Consider the following 21,441-nt stretch of genomic DNA (forward strand, 5'->3'; position numbering starts at 1 on the left):
TTATGCAACAAATAATTGATTATTTTGAATCTATAGATCCAGTTTTGGCTGCGTTTTATGCTACATTGTTTACTTGGGGATTAACGGCTGCTGGTGCTGCATTAGTTTTCCTTTTTAAAGGAATGAACCGTGCGTTGTTAGATGGCATGCTAGGTTTTACTGGTGGCGTCATGGTTGCTGCCAGCTTTTGGAGCTTATTGGCACCTGGTATTGAAATGAGTCCTGGAGAAGGGTTTGTAAAAGTAATTCCTGCTGCGGTAGGGTTTCTGCTCGGTGCCGCTTTTATTTTTGGTTTGGACAAAGTACTACCTCATTTACATATCAATTTCAAGGAAAGTGAAGCGGAAGGTGTTAAAACGCCATGGCACAGAACTACATTATTGACCTTAGCAATAACCCTTCATAATATACCCGAGGGTTTAGCAGTTGGTGTTCTCTTTGGTGGTGTTGCAGCAGGTTTTGATGGTGCAACAATTGGTGGTGCAGTAGCTTTGGCTTTAGGCATTGGATTACAAAATTTTCCAGAAGGTTTTGCAGTAGCCATGCCACTGAGGCGACAAGGACTTAGTCGAACAAAAAGTTTTATGTATGGCCAAGCTTCTGCACTAGTAGAACCGGTTGCTGCTGTATTAGGGGCTTGGGCGGTAATGACCTTTCAACCTATTTTACCTTATGCGCTTTCTTTTGCAGCTGGTGCTATGATTTTTGTTGTAGTTGAAGAAGTAATACCAGAAACACAACAAGATAAGTATACCGATATTGCGACAATGGGCTTTATAGGCGGTTTTATTATTATGATGACTTTAGATGTTGGTTTAGGTTAGACGATGTAGAATAAGGTTGTGATAAATAAATCATCTAACTGTTTTTAACGGTAACAGTAATTTAATACCACTTTTACCGTTTAATCAATTGGGAGTTATAACCATTTACTTTTATGAATTTATGCGCTTGAATAAGAATCATTGGGTTTGGACAGTTACGTTAATACTAACTGTAATTCTCTGTGCTGTAATTTTAATACTGCACTTTAAAAACTGGGTAGGTAATGATAGCGAAAGTCTAAAGTTGAGATCGGGTTTTTATAATGTTGAAATTCCATATACGGAATTAGATAGTGTAGTTCTGGTAGAACGAATTCCACCAATGGTACGCTTAAATGGTTTTTCAGCTTTAGATAAGGAGAAAGGAATTTTTAGGGAGTTCAAAGATTCTCTTACCAATAAGAGAGTTCATGTATTTGTAGATAATATTAGTCAACAAAAAGTGAAATTGGTGTATAAAGATTCTGCGAATCTATTCTTCAATCTAAAGGATTCAGTTGAAACCGTCGAACTTTTTAATGATTTAACGGCTAAATTAAATTCGGTTAGCATTTCTAATTAATTAGTCATGCAAAAAGTTTAATGCTTTTTTAATACCTAGAAAGAATATGGCATTAAAATTGGAATTACTTTTAAAATTGAATTTTTGAGGTATGGTGTTTAGGAAATTATTTTTACTCTTCGTTTTTGTGTTTGTTTCAAATGTAATTAGCGCTCAGCATAATCTTAGTTTGAATATAGATGGCGTAGCTTCTGAAAAGGGTAATATATGCTTTGCTATTTATACCAATGAAAGCTCTTTTTTAAAGTTTGATAAGGTTTATAAGTCAGGCTCAGAGAAAGCCGTAAAAGGGAACACTGCTTTTAATATTACCGATTTGCCTGATGGTGACTATGCCATTGCAATTTTTCATGATGCTAACGGTAATAAAAACCTTGATACGAATATTCTAGGAATTCCTAAGGAGCAGATCGCATTTTCGAAAGGTAAAATGAAAATGTTCGGTCCGCCAAAATTCGATGAGTGTGTATTTACATTTGACTCTAATATGGAAATGAAAATTAATCTCCAGTAAATTCCATCAGTATCTTAGTATTTTAATCATTCCGTTCGATTCTTGAGAACCATAGCTGACAGCATTTGCACCTGTTAAAATTATAATTTTCAATAACCTCGTTTGTAGAATGAAAAGAATTAACAATAATTTGATTGTTGAGAACGTATTATGGCTCTTGATTCCCAGCTGATGAAAACGAATTAACTGTTTTGTTGATGACAGGTAGATTGTTATGAAGTACAACGCCGCGCATTTGAGTTATACGTGGCATAGAGATACATTCGCTCTATTTATATCCTTTATTCTTCGTTTAAAGATGTAGGCACTATGCTCTTAGTTAATTTTTGTGATGTGCCACAACTACCTAAAGTAACCATTACTACCAATAGTAAAACTGATATAGAATTTTTTATATTTTAAAATAATGTATGAGTCAATATATGAATTTAAAAGACGTTGATAGTATCTTTGAAATAAAACGGTATGGTATTAGTAGCACAGTTGGTTGGAGCATTATTAGGCTTGTTAGCGGTAGTTTTTGGAGCCTTTGGTGCCCATTTGCTTAAAAAGACATTTACCACGGATCAATTGAGTAGTTTTGAAACTGGTGTAAAGTATCAAATGTACCATGCTTTACTTATATTGATGTTGAGCTTTAATCTCAATCTCGAAAGCTCTTTAGAGAAAAGTATGATATTCTGTCTTTTAATCGGAACGTTTCTTTTTTCTTTCAGTATTTACGGACTTTGTATTACTGCATCCAAAGGAAAAAAGATAAAAATTCTTGGACCAATAACCCCACTGGGCGGACTTTTTTTGGTGATAGGATGGGGATTGCTACTTTATCACTTTATCAAAAATTTGATTTAAGTTTATTCAGAAGAAGCAGAGGTAAACTCCTTTATAGCTGAATTGGGTTCCATTATTGCGTAACCTTTCCAGAATTCTGGATCATATTTCGGCATATAGGTGGGAGATATGGCATTGTTTTCTGTAAAAGTATCAAAAGTAGTTTGACTGATGTTTTCGGACTCAAAAACAATCATTTCATTTTTAACTACATTAATGAATACGAAATCTAAATCGGCAGATAACTCGTTCTGTTTGTTTCTACCTTTTACAATTTTGTTTTTTTCAATGATTTTTAAAGGCCTTCTTAATCCTATTCTAGTGCCGTTTTCAGATTCAAGGTAGCGTAAACCGTAAAAACCAGTAGTACCCTTGCTGTAAATTATTTTTCCTTTTGAAAGATACTGGTTGGCTGAAACGCCCAATAAATTGAATTTTTTAACAGGCTTTACATTTGTGTAATCGACTTGAAGTATGGCGAAATCATCAGAGTTAACATATAAAGTGCCTTCAAAGTCGGCAGAACCGCTTGGTTGAAATGAAATTACATATACTGCGTCATTTCCTAGATAGGTAAATTCTTGTAATGTAAAATCGTACTTTCTGGTTTTGGTAATAAAGTTAAGGTCTGTATCTTCTTGTGTTGGTAAACCATTTAAAATAGTACTCAAATTTCCTTTTTTCCAATTGGCATAATTTTTTTGCTCCTCTTCCTTGTTTTTCTTTTTTTCTTCGAGCTTTTTATTTACCGCTGCCACATCTGTTGAGTCAATCTCGTCCTCAAAAAGTTGGCTAACTTCATCAGCATCTACCTTAGTTCCGAAAAGGCCTGATTTAATTTTAAAATATGAACCTGGTTTTACGTTGTCCTTAAGGATTTCATTAAATTTTTCTTCTAATTTCTCGGCATCCAGATCTTTACTTTTGTCAAATAATTTTGAAGCTTTTAGTAAGTCAAGTTTTTGTGTTTCTTTAGTATAATTGCCATATAAGTCGCCCACTATTTCAGAGTAATAGCTGTTGTTTTTAGGTATTGTAGCTATTACGCTATCTAAGAACTGTTGGTTTAATATGTCAATGGAAGATTTTTTAACCTTAAAGTCACTTTTCGTCCAACGGTCAAAACTAGATTCTCTATGAAATAGTCTTTTTTTGGTAAGGTCATCAGTATAATTCTTTTCTAAGTTGTCTTCTACCAAATCCATTATTTCATCTGCAGTGTAATTCTTATTTGAAACAATAACTTCTTTAAGTTCAATTGCTTTAGGTATAAGAAATATTCTATTAGTAGTGAATTCAGAAATGGGTTTAGAGAGAGTCTCATATCCCATTGAAGAAATAATCAAGGTATCAGATTCTTTTATGGTTTCATTTAGTATGAAATTAAAGTTTCCTTCCTCATTGGTGATAACTCCCTTTTCCTTTAGTTGAACAGTGGCGTAGGGTATGGCTTGCTTGCTAATACTATCTAATACAAATGCACTTAAATTCTGAGCATTTGAATTAAAAATGTTAAAGACTAAAACAGTTATTAAAGTGAAGAGTAGTTTTTTTAAATACATGGGGTTCGATTATTCTTAGGCAATCTAGACGAACCTAAGTAAGAAACGTTACAATTTTAGAAACTGTTATGAGTCTTTTAAATCTTATTTAACTAAAATTTGAAGTTTTTATAAATGTGTGAAAAGTATAATTAAATTTAATGGCAGCCACAATCATTTTGCCCACATGCTTTTGAGCTACTCTTTTTACCCGACCAAAGAGATTTTGGAATAAAAAACTTGGTAGCAATATATCCTACCGATATGGCTAAAGTGATGTAAACTAATATGTGTTGTAAAATGTCCATTTTATTTTAATAATTGATAAGCGATTAAAGCAACAATATACGCAAAAAGACTCATGAAAACTAGTTGCCCAGCGGGCCATTTCCAAGAATTTGTCTCTCTTTTAACTACAGCCAAAGTACTCATGCATTGCATAGCGAAAGCGTAAAATAGGAGTAGGGATATGCCAGAAGCCAAATTGAAAAGAGGCTTATTTGTTCTAGGGTCGACTTCTGCAGCCATTCTGTATTTAATGGTTTCTACTTCATCGTTTCCAACACTATAAATAGTGGCCAAAGTACCTACAAATACTTCCCTGGCAGCAAAGGATGTTAGAACGGCAATACCAATTTTCCAATCGTAACCAAGTGGTCGAACAATAGGTTCTATTGCTTTTCCCATATATCCCATATAGGAGTGTTCTAATTTATAACTTGAAATTTCTTGACTTAATGCCCGTTCTTCCAGTTCTTTAATTTGCATCTCGGCAGTTTCTACACCTTCTTCTATGTCGGTCTTAAGTCCGTTCTGCTTGTTTTCTATATAAACTTCACTAAAGGTGTTAAACCCTTGCTCTTTTACTCTGTTGGTTACAATAGTTTCTGCATTCTTAAATTCATCTGAAAATCCGTTTGAGCCTAAAAACCAAAGAATAATTGAAATGGCAAGAATTATTTTACCGGCCCCAAAAACAAAGCTTTTAGTTTTCTCAAGAACCGTATAACCAACATTTTTAAGTAATGGTAATTTGTAATTAGGCATTTCAACTACAAAAAACGATTTACTCTTGATATTTAATATCTTATTTAAAATAAGCGCGGAAAAAATTGAAGCTCCAAAACCTAATAAATACAATAGCATTAGTGTCAGCGCTTTGTAACTTAAACCTAGTAGGCTGCCTTCAGGAATGACCAATGCTATGATAATCAAATAAACAGGTAGTCTAGCAGAACACGTAGTAAAAGGGACAACCAGTATGGTAATAAGCCTTTCTTTCCAGTTTTCGATAGTTCTCGTGGCCATTACCGCTGGTATAGCGCAGGCAGTACCAGAAATTAAAGGCACAACACTTTTACCACTTAAACCAAAAGGGCGCATTATTCTATCCATTAAAAAAACCACCCTACTCATATATCCTGTTTCTTCAAGTAATGAGATAAAGAGGAATAAGAAAGCTATCTGTGGAATGAATATTACGATACCACCAATACCTGCTAAAATACCTTCAGCGATAAGATCGGTAAACACGCCTGGCGGTAGTGTATCTTTTACCCATTCTGTGGCAGAAGCAAAAAAACCGTCAATCAAATCCATTGGGTATTCACTCCATCCATAAATGGCTTGGAAAATGGTCAATAGAATTAATAAGAATATGACGTATCCAAATACTTTATGGGTTAATACTTTGTCTAAAGTTGCTCTAAAGCCTTTGGCGGCATTTACATCAACCTTATAGGTCTCTTTTAAAATTCCATTAATAAACTGGTACCTTAAAATAGTCTCTTTTTGTTGTAGTCGCTTAAGTTCAGATTTTGATTTGGTGGCAAAAGAGGAAGCATCTTTAAATAACTTTTTTTCTAAAGGCATGAAGTTGACATCTTGTGTGATGACCAACCATAGTTTGTACACATCTTCTTTTGGAAATGCCGCTCTAAGTTGCTTAAAGTATTCTGGAGCGATTACAGAAGTATCTACATTTTGGGCCTTTGAAAGATTTTTGTAATCTGCAATTAACTCTTTTAGCTTGTCAATACCTGTTTCTTTTCGGGTACTTACCAAAGCAATTTTAGAATTCAGTTTCTTTTCTAATAAATCAATATCAATCGTAATACCCTTTCGAGGCATACGGTCGGCCATATTGATTACTAATATGGCAGGTATTTTTAAATCTTTAATTTGAGTAAAAAGGAGAAGGTTTCTCTTTAGATTTTCTACGTCAGAAACGACAACGGCAACATCTGGATGGTCTTTGTCATTTTTATTGAGAAGAAGTTCTACAGCAACACTTTCGTCTAATGAAGTAGTGTTGAGGCTATAAGTGCCTGGTAAATCTAAAATATGTGCCTTGACCCCTCTTGGGAGTTTGCATATACCTTCTTTTTTCTCAACAGTTATACCAGGATAATTACCAACTTTTTGGTTGAGCCCGGTAAGTTGATTGAAAACTGATGTTTTACCGGTATTAGGATTCCCTATAAGGGCGACATTGATTTGTTTACTCATACGACCGCATTGTCTTCAATGATTTCAAGAGCTATATGAAGGGCCATTTCTCTTCTAATGGCAATATGAGATCCATTAACATTAATATAAATAGGATCCTTTAATGGTGCTACCTGTACCAGTTCAACTAAATTACCAGGCAAACAACCTAGTTCAAGTAATTTTATAGGCAAAAAATCTTCAGTGAATTCTTTAATAATCCCCTTTTGGCCTCTCCTTAAGTCTGCAACGGTAGTTTCCAATCTTTATTTAGATTCATTATAAGTAAGGCAAAAGTAAAGGAAATATTTTAATTAGGAAGTAATATCCTCTTAAAAAAGTGACTATCTACGCCTTAGAATAGGATGGATTTAATTTATTCCTTGTAGGATGCCCTTAGTATTTCTAGGTCGGCCAAAAGCTGAGTCATGTCTTCTTTCTTGGTGCCGTCATAAAATCCACGGATGCGTTTATGTTTATCGACTAGAATGAAATTTTCGGTGTGTATCATGTCGAAAGGCCCACCATCGCCATCGGTCTTAACCGCTAAATATGATTTACGGGCAAGGTCATAAATTTGTTTTTTATCACCGGTAACTAAATTCCATTTACTATCATCAACACCTTTTTCAATAGCATATTTTTTCAACTGAGCGACGGAATCTATTTCAGGCGTTACGGAATGAGATATGAGTAACACATCGTCATCATCACTAATTTCTAGCTGTAAACCTGCCATATTTTTTGTCATAATTGGGCAAATGGTGGGGCATGTGGTAAAAAAGAAATCGGCGATATAAATTTTATCCTTGTAATCTTCTTGTGTTATTGTTTCTCCATTTTGGTTGGTCAATGAAAAATCGGCAATGGTATGGTACTTTCTAATATGTTGAATTTCTTCAGGCACCAATTCAGCATTTACCATAGCGGGCGAATAAACGGGAAGTAATTTTTTAGGTACCAAGGCATTGTAAAAAAGATACACGATAACTCCTGAAATTAATAAGAGTACCAAACCAAAAAACTTGAATTTAGCGAAGAAAGACCGCATAATTATTTTTTTGTAAAGGTACGTTAGGGTGGGGTAGATTTCAAGTGAAATGGCTTCTTTAGCTGATAAATTATTCTTAAAATACGCTGACCTTTAATGGTTTCTTTTTTTAAGCGGCTGTAAAAATGTACTTTTGTCCGATTTTAATTTTCAGGAAAAAAGAATGAGCCCAATAATAATAAAGACAATTCAATTTTTTTTAAGCCTATCGCTACTTATCGTTTTACATGAGTTAGGTCATTTTATACCCGCAAAACTTTTTAAGACAAGGGTTGAGAAATTCTATTTATTCTTTGATGTAAAGTTTGCTCTTTTCAAAAAGAAAATAGGGGGGACTGAGTACGGAATCGGCTGGTTACCATTAGGCGGATATGTGAAAATATCGGGTATGATCGATGAGAGCATGGATAAAGAAGCTATGGCCGAAGAACCCAAAGAATGGGAGTTTAGAAGCAAACCAACTTGGCAGCGATTAATTATAATGCTAGGCGGTGTAACCGTTAATTTCATTTTGGCTGTTGTCATTTTTATTGGCTTGGCATATTCGTATGGTGAACAATATATTTCTAATGATGGGCTAAAGGATGGTGTTTGGGTTACCGATACTAATCTAGGTGATGCGCTAGGCATTCAAACCGGAGATCAGTTTGTCACTATTGATGGTAAGGAAGTAGAAAACATACAAATGATACCGTATGAACTAGTATATGGCGAAAAATTCACTATTGAAAGGGAAGGAAATAAAATTGAAAAGGAAGTGCCTGTAGATTTTATTGAAACGATATCAGAAAATAGAGATCAAGCTCAATTTATTAAACCAAGATTACCTTTCGTAATTAGTCAAATACCAGCAGAGTCACAAAATGTAGCTTCTGGTTTTGAGCCTGGTGATTTGCTTACTAGTATTTCAGGAACTCAAGTTACTTACCAAGATCAAGTATTTCCAATTCTTGAATCTAAAAAAGGAACAACTGTTGATGTCATTGTAAATCGTAAAGGAACAGAAGTACCATTAAAAGCTAAGATATCTGAAGAAGCAAAATTGGGCCTTATGATAGGCCTAACAACAACAGATGCTGAAGAACAAGGATATTTGAAAATAAAAACAACTGACTATACCTTTGTAGAGTCTATACCTGCCGGATGGAATAAAGGGGTTAAAACCCTAACGGATTACATCAAGGGTATGAAGAAAATTTTCAACCCCGATACAGGTGCTTATAAAGAAGTAGGTGGTTTTGCCGCTATAGGCGGTATGTTTCCAGATACATGGAACTGGCCGGCCTTTTGGGCAACAACAGCCTTTATATCTATTATTCTAGCGTTTATGAATATTCTGCCAATACCTGCTTTAGATGGCGGACATGTGATGTTTTTGCTATATGAAATGGTTACCGGTAGAAAGCCAAGTGATAAATTTTTAGAGTACGCTCAAATCACCGGATTCTTTATTTTAATAGCCCTTTTACTGTTCGCAAACGGTAACGATGTTTACAAATGGCTATTTAAATAAAAAAACAGCATTTATTTATTTGGCGAGTTTCAAAAAACTACTATATTTGCACCCGCTTTAGGAAACTAAAACGGGTTATTTTCCTCCTTAGCTCAGTTGGTTAGAGCATCTGACTGTTAATCAGAGGGTCCTTGGTTCGAGCCCAAGAGGGGGAGCAAAAAGCGAAATCCAATCTATTTATTTAGGTTGGATTTTTTGTTTTAAGTCAATAGATGCAGTACTTCGCAGTGATTTGGATTAAAACCACAACTTTCAGGTAAAAGGCAACTTGTCAAGTTGTTTCAAAGATTCTAGGTGTCCCATTAGGTGTACCTAATTATTTCTAAGTGTCCCGCTTTTAAAATCAGAATTGTATACCAATTTTTTAATTCTAAAATCAATTAGTTCTGAATCCAAACAAATTATCTACTCGTTTTTCATTATCAAAGCTGAAATGAACAAGTGGGGACTATGCGCTCTTCCTTTTAAACTTACTTTCAATTCCGAAATTAAACCGTTTTCAATTAGCTTATTTGTGAGTCCTGATAATTAGAATGTGAAGAAGCAAATAGCATTAATAAAGGTATCGAAAGTAATTTTTTGATGGAGTATAGCCGCAGCAATCTTAAATAACATACCTGTAGCAGCCTTGTGTGAATCGGTCAGTATTTCTATAGAACGATGGAAGAGATTTAAGCTGGATTATGTAGTTTCTATCGTTCGCAGTATCTCTACCTTAGAAGAAGCTATGGAGAAGAGTTTTCTAAATCTCATTAATTCAGTTCTAGCACCCCCACTTTAAATTCTTTGGTTACCCTTAAAGGCTTACCGTAAGTAGTAAATCCATTTAAAATAATTTCATAGGTTCCTTCTAAATCTGAAGTGTAAAATTCGAAATCGCAGGTACTATCTTGAATAGTTAATTGCGGATTCCAATATAGCATTCTTCTGTAATCTGGTATTCTAGAGTAAGGATTATCATCGACTGGATAGGTTTGTATGAAGTAATTTTTTTTAAGTACAGGTTGCTCAAACGGTACTACTAAACTATTTTCAGAAGTGTAGTTATCCAAGTAATCCTTATCGAATGTTTCTATCGAAATAATACCTTGATACTCTTTTTGGCCTAAACGAAATTGATCTCTGGTCAAACTTATTTTTTCAATATTACGTGAATCATATGTTTTAATACTTTCATGGTTAGGTATGAATACACCATCAATTAATACTACAGCAGGAAAGTCGTTGTATTCCTCATTATATGATTTAAAATCTTGGCCAATTCTTATATAAGCATTACCTGTATTTCCTTTCCTAAATCCCGCAAATTTCACCACTTCTACTAAAGACTCTTCAAGGGTAGGGAAACGGGTATAGTCATCTAAAATGATAACTTCTGGAATGCCACCATTAAATACATCAATAGGGTTGCTCTGTAATATTGAATCTGGTTTTGAGCCAAAAAATTGATTTTCGATTTGGTTTAAAACACTTCTGTTTTTAATATATTCTTCTTGATCTTTTGAGAGTATAAAATCTGAAAATGTCAAATCGGCTAAATCAATATTTTTTGAAACTCCTTTTTCTATGATGTATGAATCGTCTTGATTTTCAATTTGAATTACGGCCAGTGGGTTTTTGCGGTCTTTACGTATGTATGAGTAAAAATTTCCGTTTTGGTCAGTTTTTGAGAATTTAAGAAGAAATTCTTGCCCTGGAATTGAAATTACTATAGGTAGGTTTTCTGTGGGAATACCAGTCTTGCTGTTCTTTACGTTTCCATAAAACAGCTCGCCTCGTTGTTCCGGTAGAAAAATACTATCACCTATAGTTTGTTTGATTTCTTTATCGGCATTGAAATACGCATTACCATACGTAACGGAATTCATAGCTGACGGAAAATCAATTTCTTCTTTTCTTTTCACTTTTATAGTATAAGAGCCATGACCTAAAGTTCCTTTAAAATTCTTCACATTTAAGTTCACTTTTTCTCTAGGGCGATATAAAGATTTATTCGTTCGAATAGAGATTGTTGCTGAATCTGAACCTATTTGATTTGTTGGTTTAATGGTTGAGCTAATAGTTTTGCCTTGTTTTAAAAGGGGTGATTGATCTGCTAAATAGGGATTAATGATTACGATGTCATCTTTAAAGACTTGAGATAAGCCCGAGTTTTTCATCCATTGGGTATACCCTAACAACTTGTACCTGCCTGACGGAATTTCTGTAGAAACAAAGAAATCTCCATAACCTTGTCCTTTTTCAAGTTTCACTTTATGTTCAAAAATGAATTTCTTAGATTCGTTAACGAGTGCCACGTAACCAATTTTACTAACGTTGGTAGGGTTGTTGGTCTGCGCATTAAAACAATGTATAGAATAATATAAATACTCCCCAGAAAGCACTAATGGGCCGTTATGGTCTACGTACGCTTTCTCTTGAGGTACCTTTTTTAGATTCAAAATGTCAGAACCATCTTTAATTACATACTGTGCATGACCCAAACTGGTTAAGATCATTAGAATTACGGTAAGTATTTGTCTTTTTTTCATAATACTTTTATTATTCCACCCAAAAATCTGGAACTATATTACTTCCTAATAAGGTGCAGTCTCCGCATATTCTGGGAACAAAGATATAAGGGCCGGGGCAACTTGCGTCTGGGACTAAGCCTTCATTGTAATCAGAATAATAACTTACGGTGGCTTTGTCTATTCTTTCAAGCAATCCTTGGGGGCATCGATCCAATGGAAGGTTATATAATTTTGCAGTTTCAAAACCACAATTGAACGCAAAAGGAGGTATTTCTTCTGGGAAAAAATCTTCGTAATTTAAAAAGATGCGCTGATTGGCAACACCCACAGCTTCTACTTGGCCATATACATTTTCAAAGGCTCCGTCCTTGCGGTGTACATTGGCATAGATAGCTCCTGGTTGAATTTGAGAAAATACATTGTCAGATTGGGAAAAAGATTGAAGGATTTTATAAAAAGAATTAGCATCTGCAGACTGTACTTGTTGTTGTACCAATATGCTATAGCGTTGGGCGATAATGAAATTGTCTTTTGTAATAAAACGTACTTTATGTTTAGTAACATTCCCTTCAGAAATCCCAGCTGTACTGAAAACATCAATAGTATTAGAGGAAACGGTATTATAGCAAATACGGTCTTCTATTTCTTTTTCTACAACCTCTAAATCATAATCGACAACATCATCAATGCCGTCATAATTTGTTAGTTCAAACTCAAAATTCTGCCAAAAAGGTGCTACAATTTTATACGTTTCGGCATAAGTATATTTGAAATACTCGGCATTACCTTCTAATGGCTCACTATCTACATAGATGGCAATACCTTCTTCTCCGCTATCATTTTCAGCTTTTTCCGCATATACATTGGTGACCCTAGAGGTTCCTTGAATAGATATAGCATCAGATATATACTCTTGTCCATTATTTCTGCTGATGTTCAAGGTATAGTTGACACCCATTTGTAAAGCGAACGGAGAGTTGGAAAGATAAATGCCATCTTCAGCTTCTGTGAATATATATTCTTCACCGTTTTCGCTAAGTAAAATAACGGATGCACCAATTTCCCAATCAACGGAATCAAAAGGTCTACTGCCTAATGGAATAAACGGATTGTAAATGGTATCGGTTTCTAAATCTAAACGATTTGCACTTCTGCTTAAATAGACTTTTTGAGTAATAGATTCATTTGTAAGCACAGCTTCAACTACTAAAGAAGTTGAAGAATCATTTTGATTTAAGGTGTCAATCTCAATTTCCTCCACACAAGCACTAAAAATTATGGAAACTAATAAAATCAATTTGGCGCTATGTGAAAATATATTTTTAAACATGTTCTTTTTAATTAATCTACCCAAAAATCAGGTTTTATGTTACTTCCTAAAGTCGTACAATCTCCACAAACTCTTGTTACAAAGACATGTGGCCCTGGGCAACTTCCAATTTCATTATCATTTCGCCCTACATAACTTATCAAATTTAAATTCACACTTTGGATAACGGATAGAGGACAGCCTCCACCTCCTCCTGGACCGGTAGCACAAAAAGAACGGTGTGATTCTGGGGCAGATTGCAAAACACAATTAAAAGGATATGGCGGTAACTCTTCTTCTGGATAAAAATCAGTATAATTAAAAAACAACCTGTTCTTGGAAACGGAAACCACATCAAAAAAACCGATTATAGTTCCTTGATTACCATCATCCGAAGAAAGATTGCCTTCCAAAAATCCTGGTTGAATTTGTGAAAAGATGCTTCCGGTCTGACTAAAATTATTCAATTGATTATAAAAACTATATGAAACTGGGTTAGAGACTAATTGCGAAACCTCAATACTATACCTATAGCTAATGACAAAATTCTCTTTGTCAAGAAAACGTACCATAAATTGTTTGAGATTGTCGCCTAAATTACCTTGTTCTGTCTGAATAATTGTATTGGACAAATTGTTGCCATAACAAACTTGCTGCTCTTCTTCTCTATCTATAATCTCTAGATCATAAGTTACTACTGGTAGGGCACAGGGTTCGTAGTTGGTTAGTTTAAAGTCTTGTGGCGACCAATTTGGAGCAATAATTTTATAGGTCTCGTCATAGGTATACCGCAAATTTTGCACGCTACCTGCCTCTACAGTGTTATCAATGAAGATACCAATACCTTCTGCACCAGATTTACTTGTTGTTTTTTCGGCATAAATATTAGAAACATTAGCTATACCTTCAACTTGCATAGCTTTAGAAGTATATGATTTGCCGTCAGATGTTACTATATTTAATTGGTATGAGTTTCCCATTTCGGCAGCAAATTCAATTTCGGATTCATAGATGCCGGGACTAGCTTCACTAAATGTATAGCTTGTGCCATTATCGGTAGAAATAGATACGGTAGCGTTAGATTCATACCTGACTAGGTCTCTATTAATATCACGTATAGGTGTAAACGGATTATATATAGAGTCTATTTCTAAGTCTACCAGTGTATCCATTCTACTTAAGGTCACGCTATGATTTTTCATCTCATCGGTCAAAGTGGCTTCCACTATTAAAATATTTAAGACTTGTTCATCAGCTATTATACCTAAATCGACCTCCTCAATACAAGAAGTTAATGTAGAAATACAAATGATGAACAAGAATAACTTTTTCATTAATAATGATTTTTTCAGGTACTGCTAAAATTTAAAATTATAAGTAATGGATGGTATAGGAATTGAAAAAATGGAACTTTGTAAGGCTTTTACCTCACCGTCATCAGTGACAAAAAATACTGAATATGGATTGTTTCTTCCTAAAACATTATAAACCGATATGGTTACAAAACTGTGAGCCAATTTCTTTTTCTTATGATTTCCTTCAATATTCAGACCTAAGTCTAATCTGTAGAAATCTGGAATTCTAAATTCATTTCTATCACTAAAAGCAACAAAATCTGCATTATTGAACCTAAAAGTACCTACAGGGTAGGTGATGGGTCTACCGGTTTGGTAAACGAAATTTGCCGAAAAGCTGTATCGCTTTGTAAAACGGTAATTTGTAATAACACTCACATCATGTGGCTTATCAAAATTGGAAGGAAAAAATTCTCCGTTATTAATACGCTCCTCGCTGAATTCACTATCAAAACGATATAAGGACCTAGAGTAAGTGTAACTTAACCATCCATTTAACTGTCCGCTTTTCTTCTTCAGAAAAAATTCTACTCCATATGCTTTACCATCGCCTTGTAATATTTGTGTTTCTACATTTTCATTTAAAAATAAATTAGCCCCAGTTTTAAAATCAAGTACATTTTCCATTTTCTTGTAATACCCTTCTATACTGACTTCGTATTCGTTTTCTTTAAAATTTTTATAAAATCCTAAAGAAGCTTGGTAGCCTTGTTGTGCTTCAATATTTAAATCTGAAAGTTTCCATGTATCAATAGGGGAAACTGTAGTATTATTTGAAAGGGTATGCAAAAACTGATAAGAATTACTTAGACTTGCCTTAACCGAGAAATCTGGAGTAAATAAATACCTGGTAGATAATCTGACTTCTGGTCCGCCATAGGTTTTTATATTTTCGCCACTAGAATATGATATCGTATCTTGTACGGTAGATTCATTTTTTGGCATACCATCCTCATAAGTTCTTTGTGAAGATTTGCCCAATGCAGCAAAAAATGCATAACGTATCCCTAGATTAACTGATAGTTTTTCATTAAAGGTAATTTTATCACCAATAAAAAGAGCTCCCTCTACCGCTTGTTCTTTGTCAATGAACAACGCATTAATATCAGACTCTCCTCCGTCAGGTTCAATGCTTCCCGGGTTAACTGAATAGTATTTGGCAGATCCGCCATAATCTATGGTATTCTTATCGTTTAATGAGGTGCGAAGCTTGTATTTCAATTCTGTTTCATTAATACTGTAATCTAGTTTGAAATCTGTATTTGTTTCTCCGTCAAAATCAATTCCAAAGCCGTAGTTACTATTATCTATTATTAAGGCACTATTAGTTTTGTCGCTTATTCTGTGATCCCAACGAACGGAGAAAAGACGGTTATCATAATTGTACAAAGAATCAGAAGTAATGCTAAAGGCGTCTCTACTATAATAAGCTGTGGCTTTTACCTCATTTTTCTCATTTATTTTATTGTGATACTTTAGAATACCATCAAAAAAGGAAGCATTACTATTGCTTAAAGCTTCGTCATCTAAAGATCTTAAAATCCAATCTGCATACGCTCCTCTACCACCAACAATAAGTGAGGATTTTTCTTTTTCTAACGGAATTTCCAATGCCAAATTTGCAGTAACAGGACCTATAGAACCTTCACCGGATACTTTTTCAACATTTCCATTTTTTGACCTGATATCAAAAACAGAAGAAAGTCGCCCACCAAACTCCATCGGTATTGCGCCTTTATAAATATCAACTCCTTTCGTTGTAAACGGATTTAAAGCTTGAAAGATTCCAAAAAAGTGTTGAGGATTGTAAATAACGGCATCGTCTAATAGAACAAGATTTTGGTCTGTTTTACCGCCACGAACATTTAAGCCCATTGCACCTTCACCGGCAGAGGAAATTCCGGGTAATGCTTTAGCAACTTGAAGAATATCTCGCTCACCTAGTACTAATGGGATATTTTTTGAATCTTCAGAATCTATCTGTTCACTGCCTGTTATGGTTTCCTCTACGTTCTTAAAAGCATCTGCTTCAACAACAACTTCCTCTAATTGCTGAAGTCCTTCTTCTAAGAGTAAATCTAAGTTTCCATTATTGAACATGATAACGTCACGTTCAGAAGATTCAATACCCATTGCTCTTATGCTTAATACATTATAGCCTGCGGGTAATTCTAAACTGTAATTTCCTGTGGCATCAGTTACCGTTATTTGATTGGTGCCTTTAACACGTATAGCCAAATCTTGAATGAAACCTCCGGTTTTAGAATTGAATGCCTTGCCACTTAATTGATAAGTTTCTTGTAGGTTGTTTGGGTCACTTTTACCCACTTTTGCAACCTCGTATTCTTTTTTTGTTTGGCTCGAATTGGTGTAAAATGTAGGGGGTGGGGCATTTGATTTTCTTACGACAGTATTTGTTTCAGAAATGGATTCTTCACGACCAAAAAAATTGTTAGGTAGTTCATCGTAAATAATGGAGTTTTCTAAAAGAATAATTCGTTTTTTATCCTCAAGAATATAATAATTCAAAGAGGTTTCGTTGAAGATAAAGTCTAAGGCATTTGTTAATTTTTCGTTATCGAATACTGTAGTGACAGCATCATTAATAATCCAAGACTCCAAAAAATAAAAGCGATGATTGATTTGAGATTCAATGTCCAAAATCACTTGTTTTAATGGCATATTTGAATAGTTGCCAGAGACAGATTCAGTTTCTTGGCCATTCACATTTGAAACTAAGATTAATAGTGTAATTAATTGGATGCTTTTCCAATAAGATTTTTTTAAAAAGGAACTATGGGTAATAAGAGGTGTTGAAAAACAATTATTACTTGGTTTTAATGACATGGATGATTATTAGATACTTACAAGATAGGGAAAAGTTAAAAACTGTAAAATGAGATTTTTTCATTAATGGTTACGATAACTTGGGTTTATTGAGATTAAAAGGTATTATTTATTAAAAATAATTACTCATCTAATTATAGTTGATATATACTATCGGTAAAGAATAAAAGGAGGTCACGCAGAACTTTTCTTATAATTTCGAAGTCTTCCCCTTTTAGTAAAGGTCTAAATGGTTGTTATATATCAGAAATTTACAAATATCAAAAGCTGGAAAAGAAAAAATACACGAAAACCAACATCATCTGCAGGAATTCTGGTAAGATTATTTTGATGAAGTAATTCATAAACCGAACACCACAATAGACATTACGAAAATGTCTTTAATAAGTGTTCAGTTTTATTTTTGAATGGAAAATTCATAATACAATACGCTCACCAATTATCAGTGAATTATTACTATCTTAAGAAAATTTTCTTATAAAACTTAAATAATTGAGCGAATCCAAATACAATTCGAAGTCACAAGAAAGCTATCAGAAAGTTTTTATTGAACAGGCATCTACAGCAATGGCCATGGTCGATAATAACATGTGTTACATAGCAGCATCTCAATCATGGATAAAGGATTATGGCCTGGAAGGGAAAGAAATTATAGGCCGTTCCCATTACGATATCTTTCCAGAAATTGGCGATGATTGGAAAGCTATGCACAAAAGGTGTCTCAATGGTGCTACTGATATTTGCGAAGAAACGAGATTTCAACGCGCAGATGGTTCTATACAATGGATTTATTGGGATGTTCGCCCTTGGTTCATATCAGAGAACAAAATTGGTGGAATTTTGATGCATACAGGTGATGTTACACGTCAAAAGGAAAAAGAGCTAGAAAAAGCCCGAATTGATGAGATACTTGAAAAAACAAATGAAATTGCACGAATAGGAACTTGGGAACTGAATCTTATAACCAACGAGGTTTATTGGAGTAGAATAGTTCGTGAGATACACGAGGTTTCTGAAGATTTTACACCGAATTTAGATAGTGGTATTGGCTTTTACAAAGATGGCGAAAGTCGAGAAAAATTGGTAAGTGCGATTGAAAGTGCCGAGGTAGACGGCACTCATTTTAATTTAGAATTACAAATTATAACTGCCAAAGGCAATGCTTGTTGGACTAGGGTAGTTGGGAGGGCAGAATACGTGGACAAAAAACGAACTAGGCTTTTTGGGATAATTCAAGATATTAATAAAGAAAAACTTGCGGAGCAACAATTAAATAAAGCCCATTCTGAATTGCAAGCGATATTCAATACAGAATCTATATCTATCATAACGACCGATAAGAATGGTGTTATTAAGCGTTTTAATCATGGTGCTGAGGTTTTATTGGGCTACTCTGCTGCCGATGTGGTTGGGATAGAAAAACCTGCAATATATCTTCTTGAAGAAGAAATGGTGAAGTTTAAACATGATATGGCGAAGTTATATGACAAAGATCCCGCCACTTTTGATCATTATGTAGATTTATCCGAACAAGATTTAAACGATACCCGAGAATGGACCCATCGCCGAAAAGATGGTTCAACAATTCCTGTTTTATCTACCCTCTCATCAATTAAAAACAATACTGGCATAGTCGAAGGTTTTGTAGTAGTATCGACCAATATTTCGAAAATAAAAAATGTCGAGAATGAACTACTGAAAAAAAATCAGCTTTTAAATTTTGCTGAACAGATTACAATGATGGGGAATTGGCAATGGGACACTGTTGCCGATAAAGTAAAATGGTCACAAAATCTGTATAAAGTTTTCGAGCTTGACAAAGAAATTGTTGACCTGAAGTTTGACACATATTTTAGTTTTGTTCATCCAGAAGACAAAGAAATTGTTACCCAATATTTTAATAAAATAGAAAAAGATAAAAATCTTGATAGTTTTACTCATCGAATTATAACAAATTCAGGTAAATTAAAAACGATTCAACTATTAGGCAAAGTTTTAACCAACGAAGATGGTGAGATTATAGAAATGATCGGTACGTGCCAAGATGTGACAGAAATTAAAATGGCGGAACGTAAGTTTAAAGGACTTTTAGAGTCTGCCCCCGATGCCATAGTTATTGTGAATGATAAAGGGAAAATACAACTGATTAATAAACAAGCTGAAAAATTATTTGGCTATACACCCGAAGAATTATTTAATAAATCTGTAGAAATCCTAATTCCATCAAGATATACTCCGAAACATACCACACATCGCAAAAACTTTTTCAGTACCCCAAATACCAGAGAAATGGGAGAGGGTAAAGAATTGTTTGGACTAAAGAAAAATGGAGAAGAAATACCCATTCAAATAAGTTTGAGTCCGCTTCACACAGAAGAAGGGTTGTTGGTTTCCGCAGCTATACGGGATATTACAAAACAAAAACTAGCCGAGCAAAAACTTATTGAGGCAAAAGAGAATTTAGAACTAGTAGCGCAAAAATTATCCAGTCAAAATAAACAACTAGCAGATTTCACCCATATAACGTCACACAATTTAAGAGCACCTGTGGCCAACCTTAATTCTTTAATGGAAATATATAAACTTTCAGAAAATGAAACTGAGCGTAAAGATATTTTCAACAAATTCGACACTGTAATTGATCACCTCACTTTAACGCTTAACACTTTAATTGAGGCCTTAAAAACAAAAATTAGCGATTCTAATGAAGAGTTAGAAGATATTGATTTCAATTATGTTTTAAAAAATACTAATGAAATATTGAGTGGGTCAATACTGAAGTCTGGAGCGAAAATTCAGAGTGATTTTTCTGAGATTTCTAAAATTCGTTACAATAGGATATATTTGGAAAGTATTTTCCTCAATTTGATTGGAAATGCTATAAAATATAAATCTGAGGCACGAGTGCCCGAAATTTTTATAACCACTGAAGTTGTGAATGGAAAAATTGTTCTTAAATTCAAGGATAACGGCCTTGGTATTGATTTAGAAAAACATGGGCATAAGTTATTTGGATTAAATAAAGTTTTTCACAGGCATCCAGATGCAAAGGGTGTAGGCTTATTTTTGACAAAAACACAAATTGAAGCAATGGGTGGTGCTATTTCAGCATCTAGTAAAGTAAATGTTGGTACAACATTTACTATTAATTTTAATTAATTTTTTTTATGAGTAACCTTTTAAAAACTTGTATTGTTGATGATGATTTGATCTATCGATTTACTATGGTCAAAACGCTTGAATCTACTAAGTTGCCAATGGATATAATGGCGTTTTCTGATGGAGAAGAAGCTATTAATTTCATGTTAGATAATATTGATCATGATGCTGAATTTCCTGATGTTATTTTTTTAGATATTGATATGCCGATTATGGACGGATTTCAATTTATGGAAGAATTTGTAAAAATTAAACCAAGAGTCGGTAAAAGCATCACCGTTTATATGGTTTCATCTTCACTTGACCCAAGAGATATTGAAAGAGCACATAATATTAGTGCAATATCCGATTACATTGTAAAACCTATAGGATTGGTTCGATTGAAAGAGATTATCGAAAAATTATTGAAAGAACAGAAATAAATTTCAAACATACTTTATCGGTTATAACCCTTCTATTGTAGAAATGATTTTAAATCATACTGCGAGAGCTCGGTCAAGCGCTGCATTTTTTACACTATACTTTATAAATTCATCGTTAACAAGGAATTTAGGGTGTGTAACGCCATTAATATGAAAAGTTATTTCTCTCTTTCTGCTAAACTTAATCCCAATTGAGACTTTAGTCTTTCGATTAAACTTTTTGACTTTGAGTCTAGGCTATTCGCTTCCTTTTTAAGATAGTATTCAAATGAATAGAGTTAACCAAAAAAGGTGTTTAACGGTATTTTTGAATGAACTGAAAAACTAATTTATGTCATTATTAACTATAATTTTAAATATTCTATTACCACCACTAGCCGTTTTTATGAAGCATGGTATTGGTACAACTCTTTTAATAAGTATTCTGTTGACTTTACTTGCTTGGTTGCCTGGGGTAATTCATGCTTTTATAGTAAATCAATAGGTAATTGTATTTGATGTCTTGCTTATTTA

At 34.1% G+C, this 21,441-nt stretch carries 16 protein-coding genes and 1 tRNA gene; 9 read left to right on the forward strand and 8 right to left on the reverse strand.

Annotated features, from left to right (window positions below; genetic code table 11):
- Positions 1-2 precede the first annotated feature (2 nt).
- The 4 genes from AAC084_RS12755 (at position 3) to AAC084_RS12770 (ending at position 2,752) form a co-directional block, all read left to right on the forward strand.
- Complete coding sequence (locus AAC084_RS12755) at positions 3-824, forward strand: ZIP family metal transporter (RefSeq protein ID WP_339840593.1); 822 nt, start codon at positions 3-5, stop codon at positions 822-824.
- 121 nt (positions 825-945) lie between these two features.
- Complete coding sequence (locus tag AAC084_RS12760) at positions 946-1,386, forward strand: hypothetical protein (RefSeq protein WP_339840594.1); 441 nt, start codon at positions 946-948, stop codon at positions 1,384-1,386.
- 91 nt (positions 1,387-1,477) lie between these two features.
- Positions 1,478-1,900 (forward strand): DUF2141 domain-containing protein, encoded by a 423-nt coding sequence (locus AAC084_RS12765; RefSeq protein ID WP_339840595.1) that lies wholly within the window; start codon positions 1,478-1,480, stop codon positions 1,898-1,900.
- 465 nt (positions 1,901-2,365) lie between these two features.
- A complete protein-coding gene (locus AAC084_RS12770) occupies positions 2,366-2,752 on the forward strand; it encodes a DUF423 domain-containing protein (protein ID WP_339840596.1) in 387 nt (128 codons plus the stop codon).
- A gap of 2 nt (positions 2,753-2,754) precedes the next feature.
- Here the strand turns inward: AAC084_RS12770 and AAC084_RS12775 are convergent, their stop codons facing one another.
- The 4 genes from AAC084_RS12775 to AAC084_RS12790 form a co-directional block, all read right to left on the reverse strand.
- The gene (locus AAC084_RS12775) at positions 2,755-4,293 is read right to left on the reverse strand and encodes a carboxypeptidase-like regulatory domain-containing protein (RefSeq protein ID WP_339840597.1); all 1,539 of its coding nucleotides are present in this window, start codon (positions 4,291-4,293) and stop codon (positions 2,755-2,757) included.
- A gap of 288 nt (positions 4,294-4,581) precedes the next feature.
- The gene (feoB, locus tag AAC084_RS12780; RefSeq protein WP_339840598.1) at positions 4,582-6,780 is read right to left on the reverse strand and encodes a ferrous iron transport protein B; all 2,199 of its coding nucleotides are present in this window, start codon (positions 6,778-6,780) and stop codon (positions 4,582-4,584) included.
- Positions 6,777-7,022, reverse strand: a complete 246-nt coding sequence (locus AAC084_RS12785; protein WP_079512474.1) for a FeoA family protein — start codon at positions 7,020-7,022, stop codon at positions 6,777-6,779. The genes feoB and AAC084_RS12785 overlap by 4 nt, the downstream gene beginning before the upstream one ends.
- Before the next feature lie 113 nt (positions 7,023-7,135).
- Positions 7,136-7,810 carry an SCO family protein gene (locus tag AAC084_RS12790; RefSeq protein ID WP_339840599.1) on the reverse strand — a complete coding sequence of 225 codons (675 nt, stop codon included), beginning with the start codon at positions 7,808-7,810 and terminating at the stop codon, positions 7,136-7,138.
- A gap of 163 nt (positions 7,811-7,973) precedes the next feature.
- Here AAC084_RS12790 and rseP point away from each other — a divergent pair, with 163 nt between their 5' ends.
- Together rseP and AAC084_RS12800 are read left to right on the forward strand one after the other, a co-directional pair.
- Complete coding sequence (rseP, locus tag AAC084_RS12795) at positions 7,974-9,323, forward strand: RIP metalloprotease RseP (protein WP_339840600.1); 1,350 nt, start codon at positions 7,974-7,976, stop codon at positions 9,321-9,323.
- 81 nt (positions 9,324-9,404) lie between these two features.
- Positions 9,405-9,478: transfer RNA gene (locus AAC084_RS12800), tRNA-Asn, on the forward strand.
- Positions 9,479-10,075: 597 nt separating this feature from the next.
- On the opposite strand, the gene AAC084_RS12805 is transcribed toward AAC084_RS12800, so the two are convergent.
- The 4 genes from AAC084_RS12805 to AAC084_RS12820 are packed head-to-tail and all read right to left on the reverse strand — an operon-like array spanning position 10,076 to position 17,347.
- The gene (locus AAC084_RS12805) at positions 10,076-11,854 is read right to left on the reverse strand and encodes a hypothetical protein (protein ID WP_339840601.1); all 1,779 of its coding nucleotides are present in this window, start codon (positions 11,852-11,854) and stop codon (positions 10,076-10,078) included.
- 10 nt (positions 11,855-11,864) lie between these two features.
- Entirely contained in the window at positions 11,865-13,166 is a 1,302-nt protein-coding gene (locus AAC084_RS12810; RefSeq protein ID WP_339840602.1) for a DUF4249 domain-containing protein, read from the reverse strand.
- 11 nt (positions 13,167-13,177) lie between these two features.
- Positions 13,178-14,479 (reverse strand): DUF4249 family protein, encoded by a 1,302-nt coding sequence (locus AAC084_RS12815; RefSeq protein WP_339840603.1) that lies wholly within the window; start codon positions 14,477-14,479, stop codon positions 13,178-13,180.
- A gap of 24 nt (positions 14,480-14,503) precedes the next feature.
- Positions 14,504-17,347 carry a carboxypeptidase-like regulatory domain-containing protein gene (locus tag AAC084_RS12820; RefSeq protein ID WP_339840604.1) on the reverse strand — a complete coding sequence of 948 codons (2,844 nt, stop codon included), beginning with the start codon at positions 17,345-17,347 and terminating at the stop codon, positions 14,504-14,506.
- Between the two features lie 492 nt (positions 17,348-17,839).
- On the opposite strand from AAC084_RS12820, the gene AAC084_RS12825 reads away from it, so the two are divergent.
- The 3 genes from AAC084_RS12825 (at position 17,840) to AAC084_RS12835 (ending at position 21,412) form a co-directional block, all read left to right on the forward strand.
- Positions 17,840-20,506, forward strand: a complete 2,667-nt coding sequence (locus AAC084_RS12825) for a PAS domain S-box protein (protein WP_339840605.1) — start codon at positions 17,840-17,842, stop codon at positions 20,504-20,506.
- A gap of 8 nt (positions 20,507-20,514) precedes the next feature.
- Positions 20,515-20,928, forward strand: a complete 414-nt coding sequence (locus tag AAC084_RS12830) for a response regulator (RefSeq protein ID WP_339840606.1) — start codon at positions 20,515-20,517, stop codon at positions 20,926-20,928.
- A 331-nt stretch (positions 20,929-21,259) separates the two neighbouring features.
- Complete coding sequence (locus AAC084_RS12835; protein ID WP_036151377.1) at positions 21,260-21,412, forward strand: YqaE/Pmp3 family membrane protein; 153 nt, start codon at positions 21,260-21,262, stop codon at positions 21,410-21,412.
- The last annotated feature ends 29 nt before the right edge of the window (positions 21,413-21,441 follow it).

Origin of the sequence: uncultured Maribacter sp. (genome assembly GCF_963977385.1) — a bacterium.
GTDB lineage: Bacteria > Bacteroidota > Bacteroidia > Flavobacteriales > Flavobacteriaceae > Maribacter.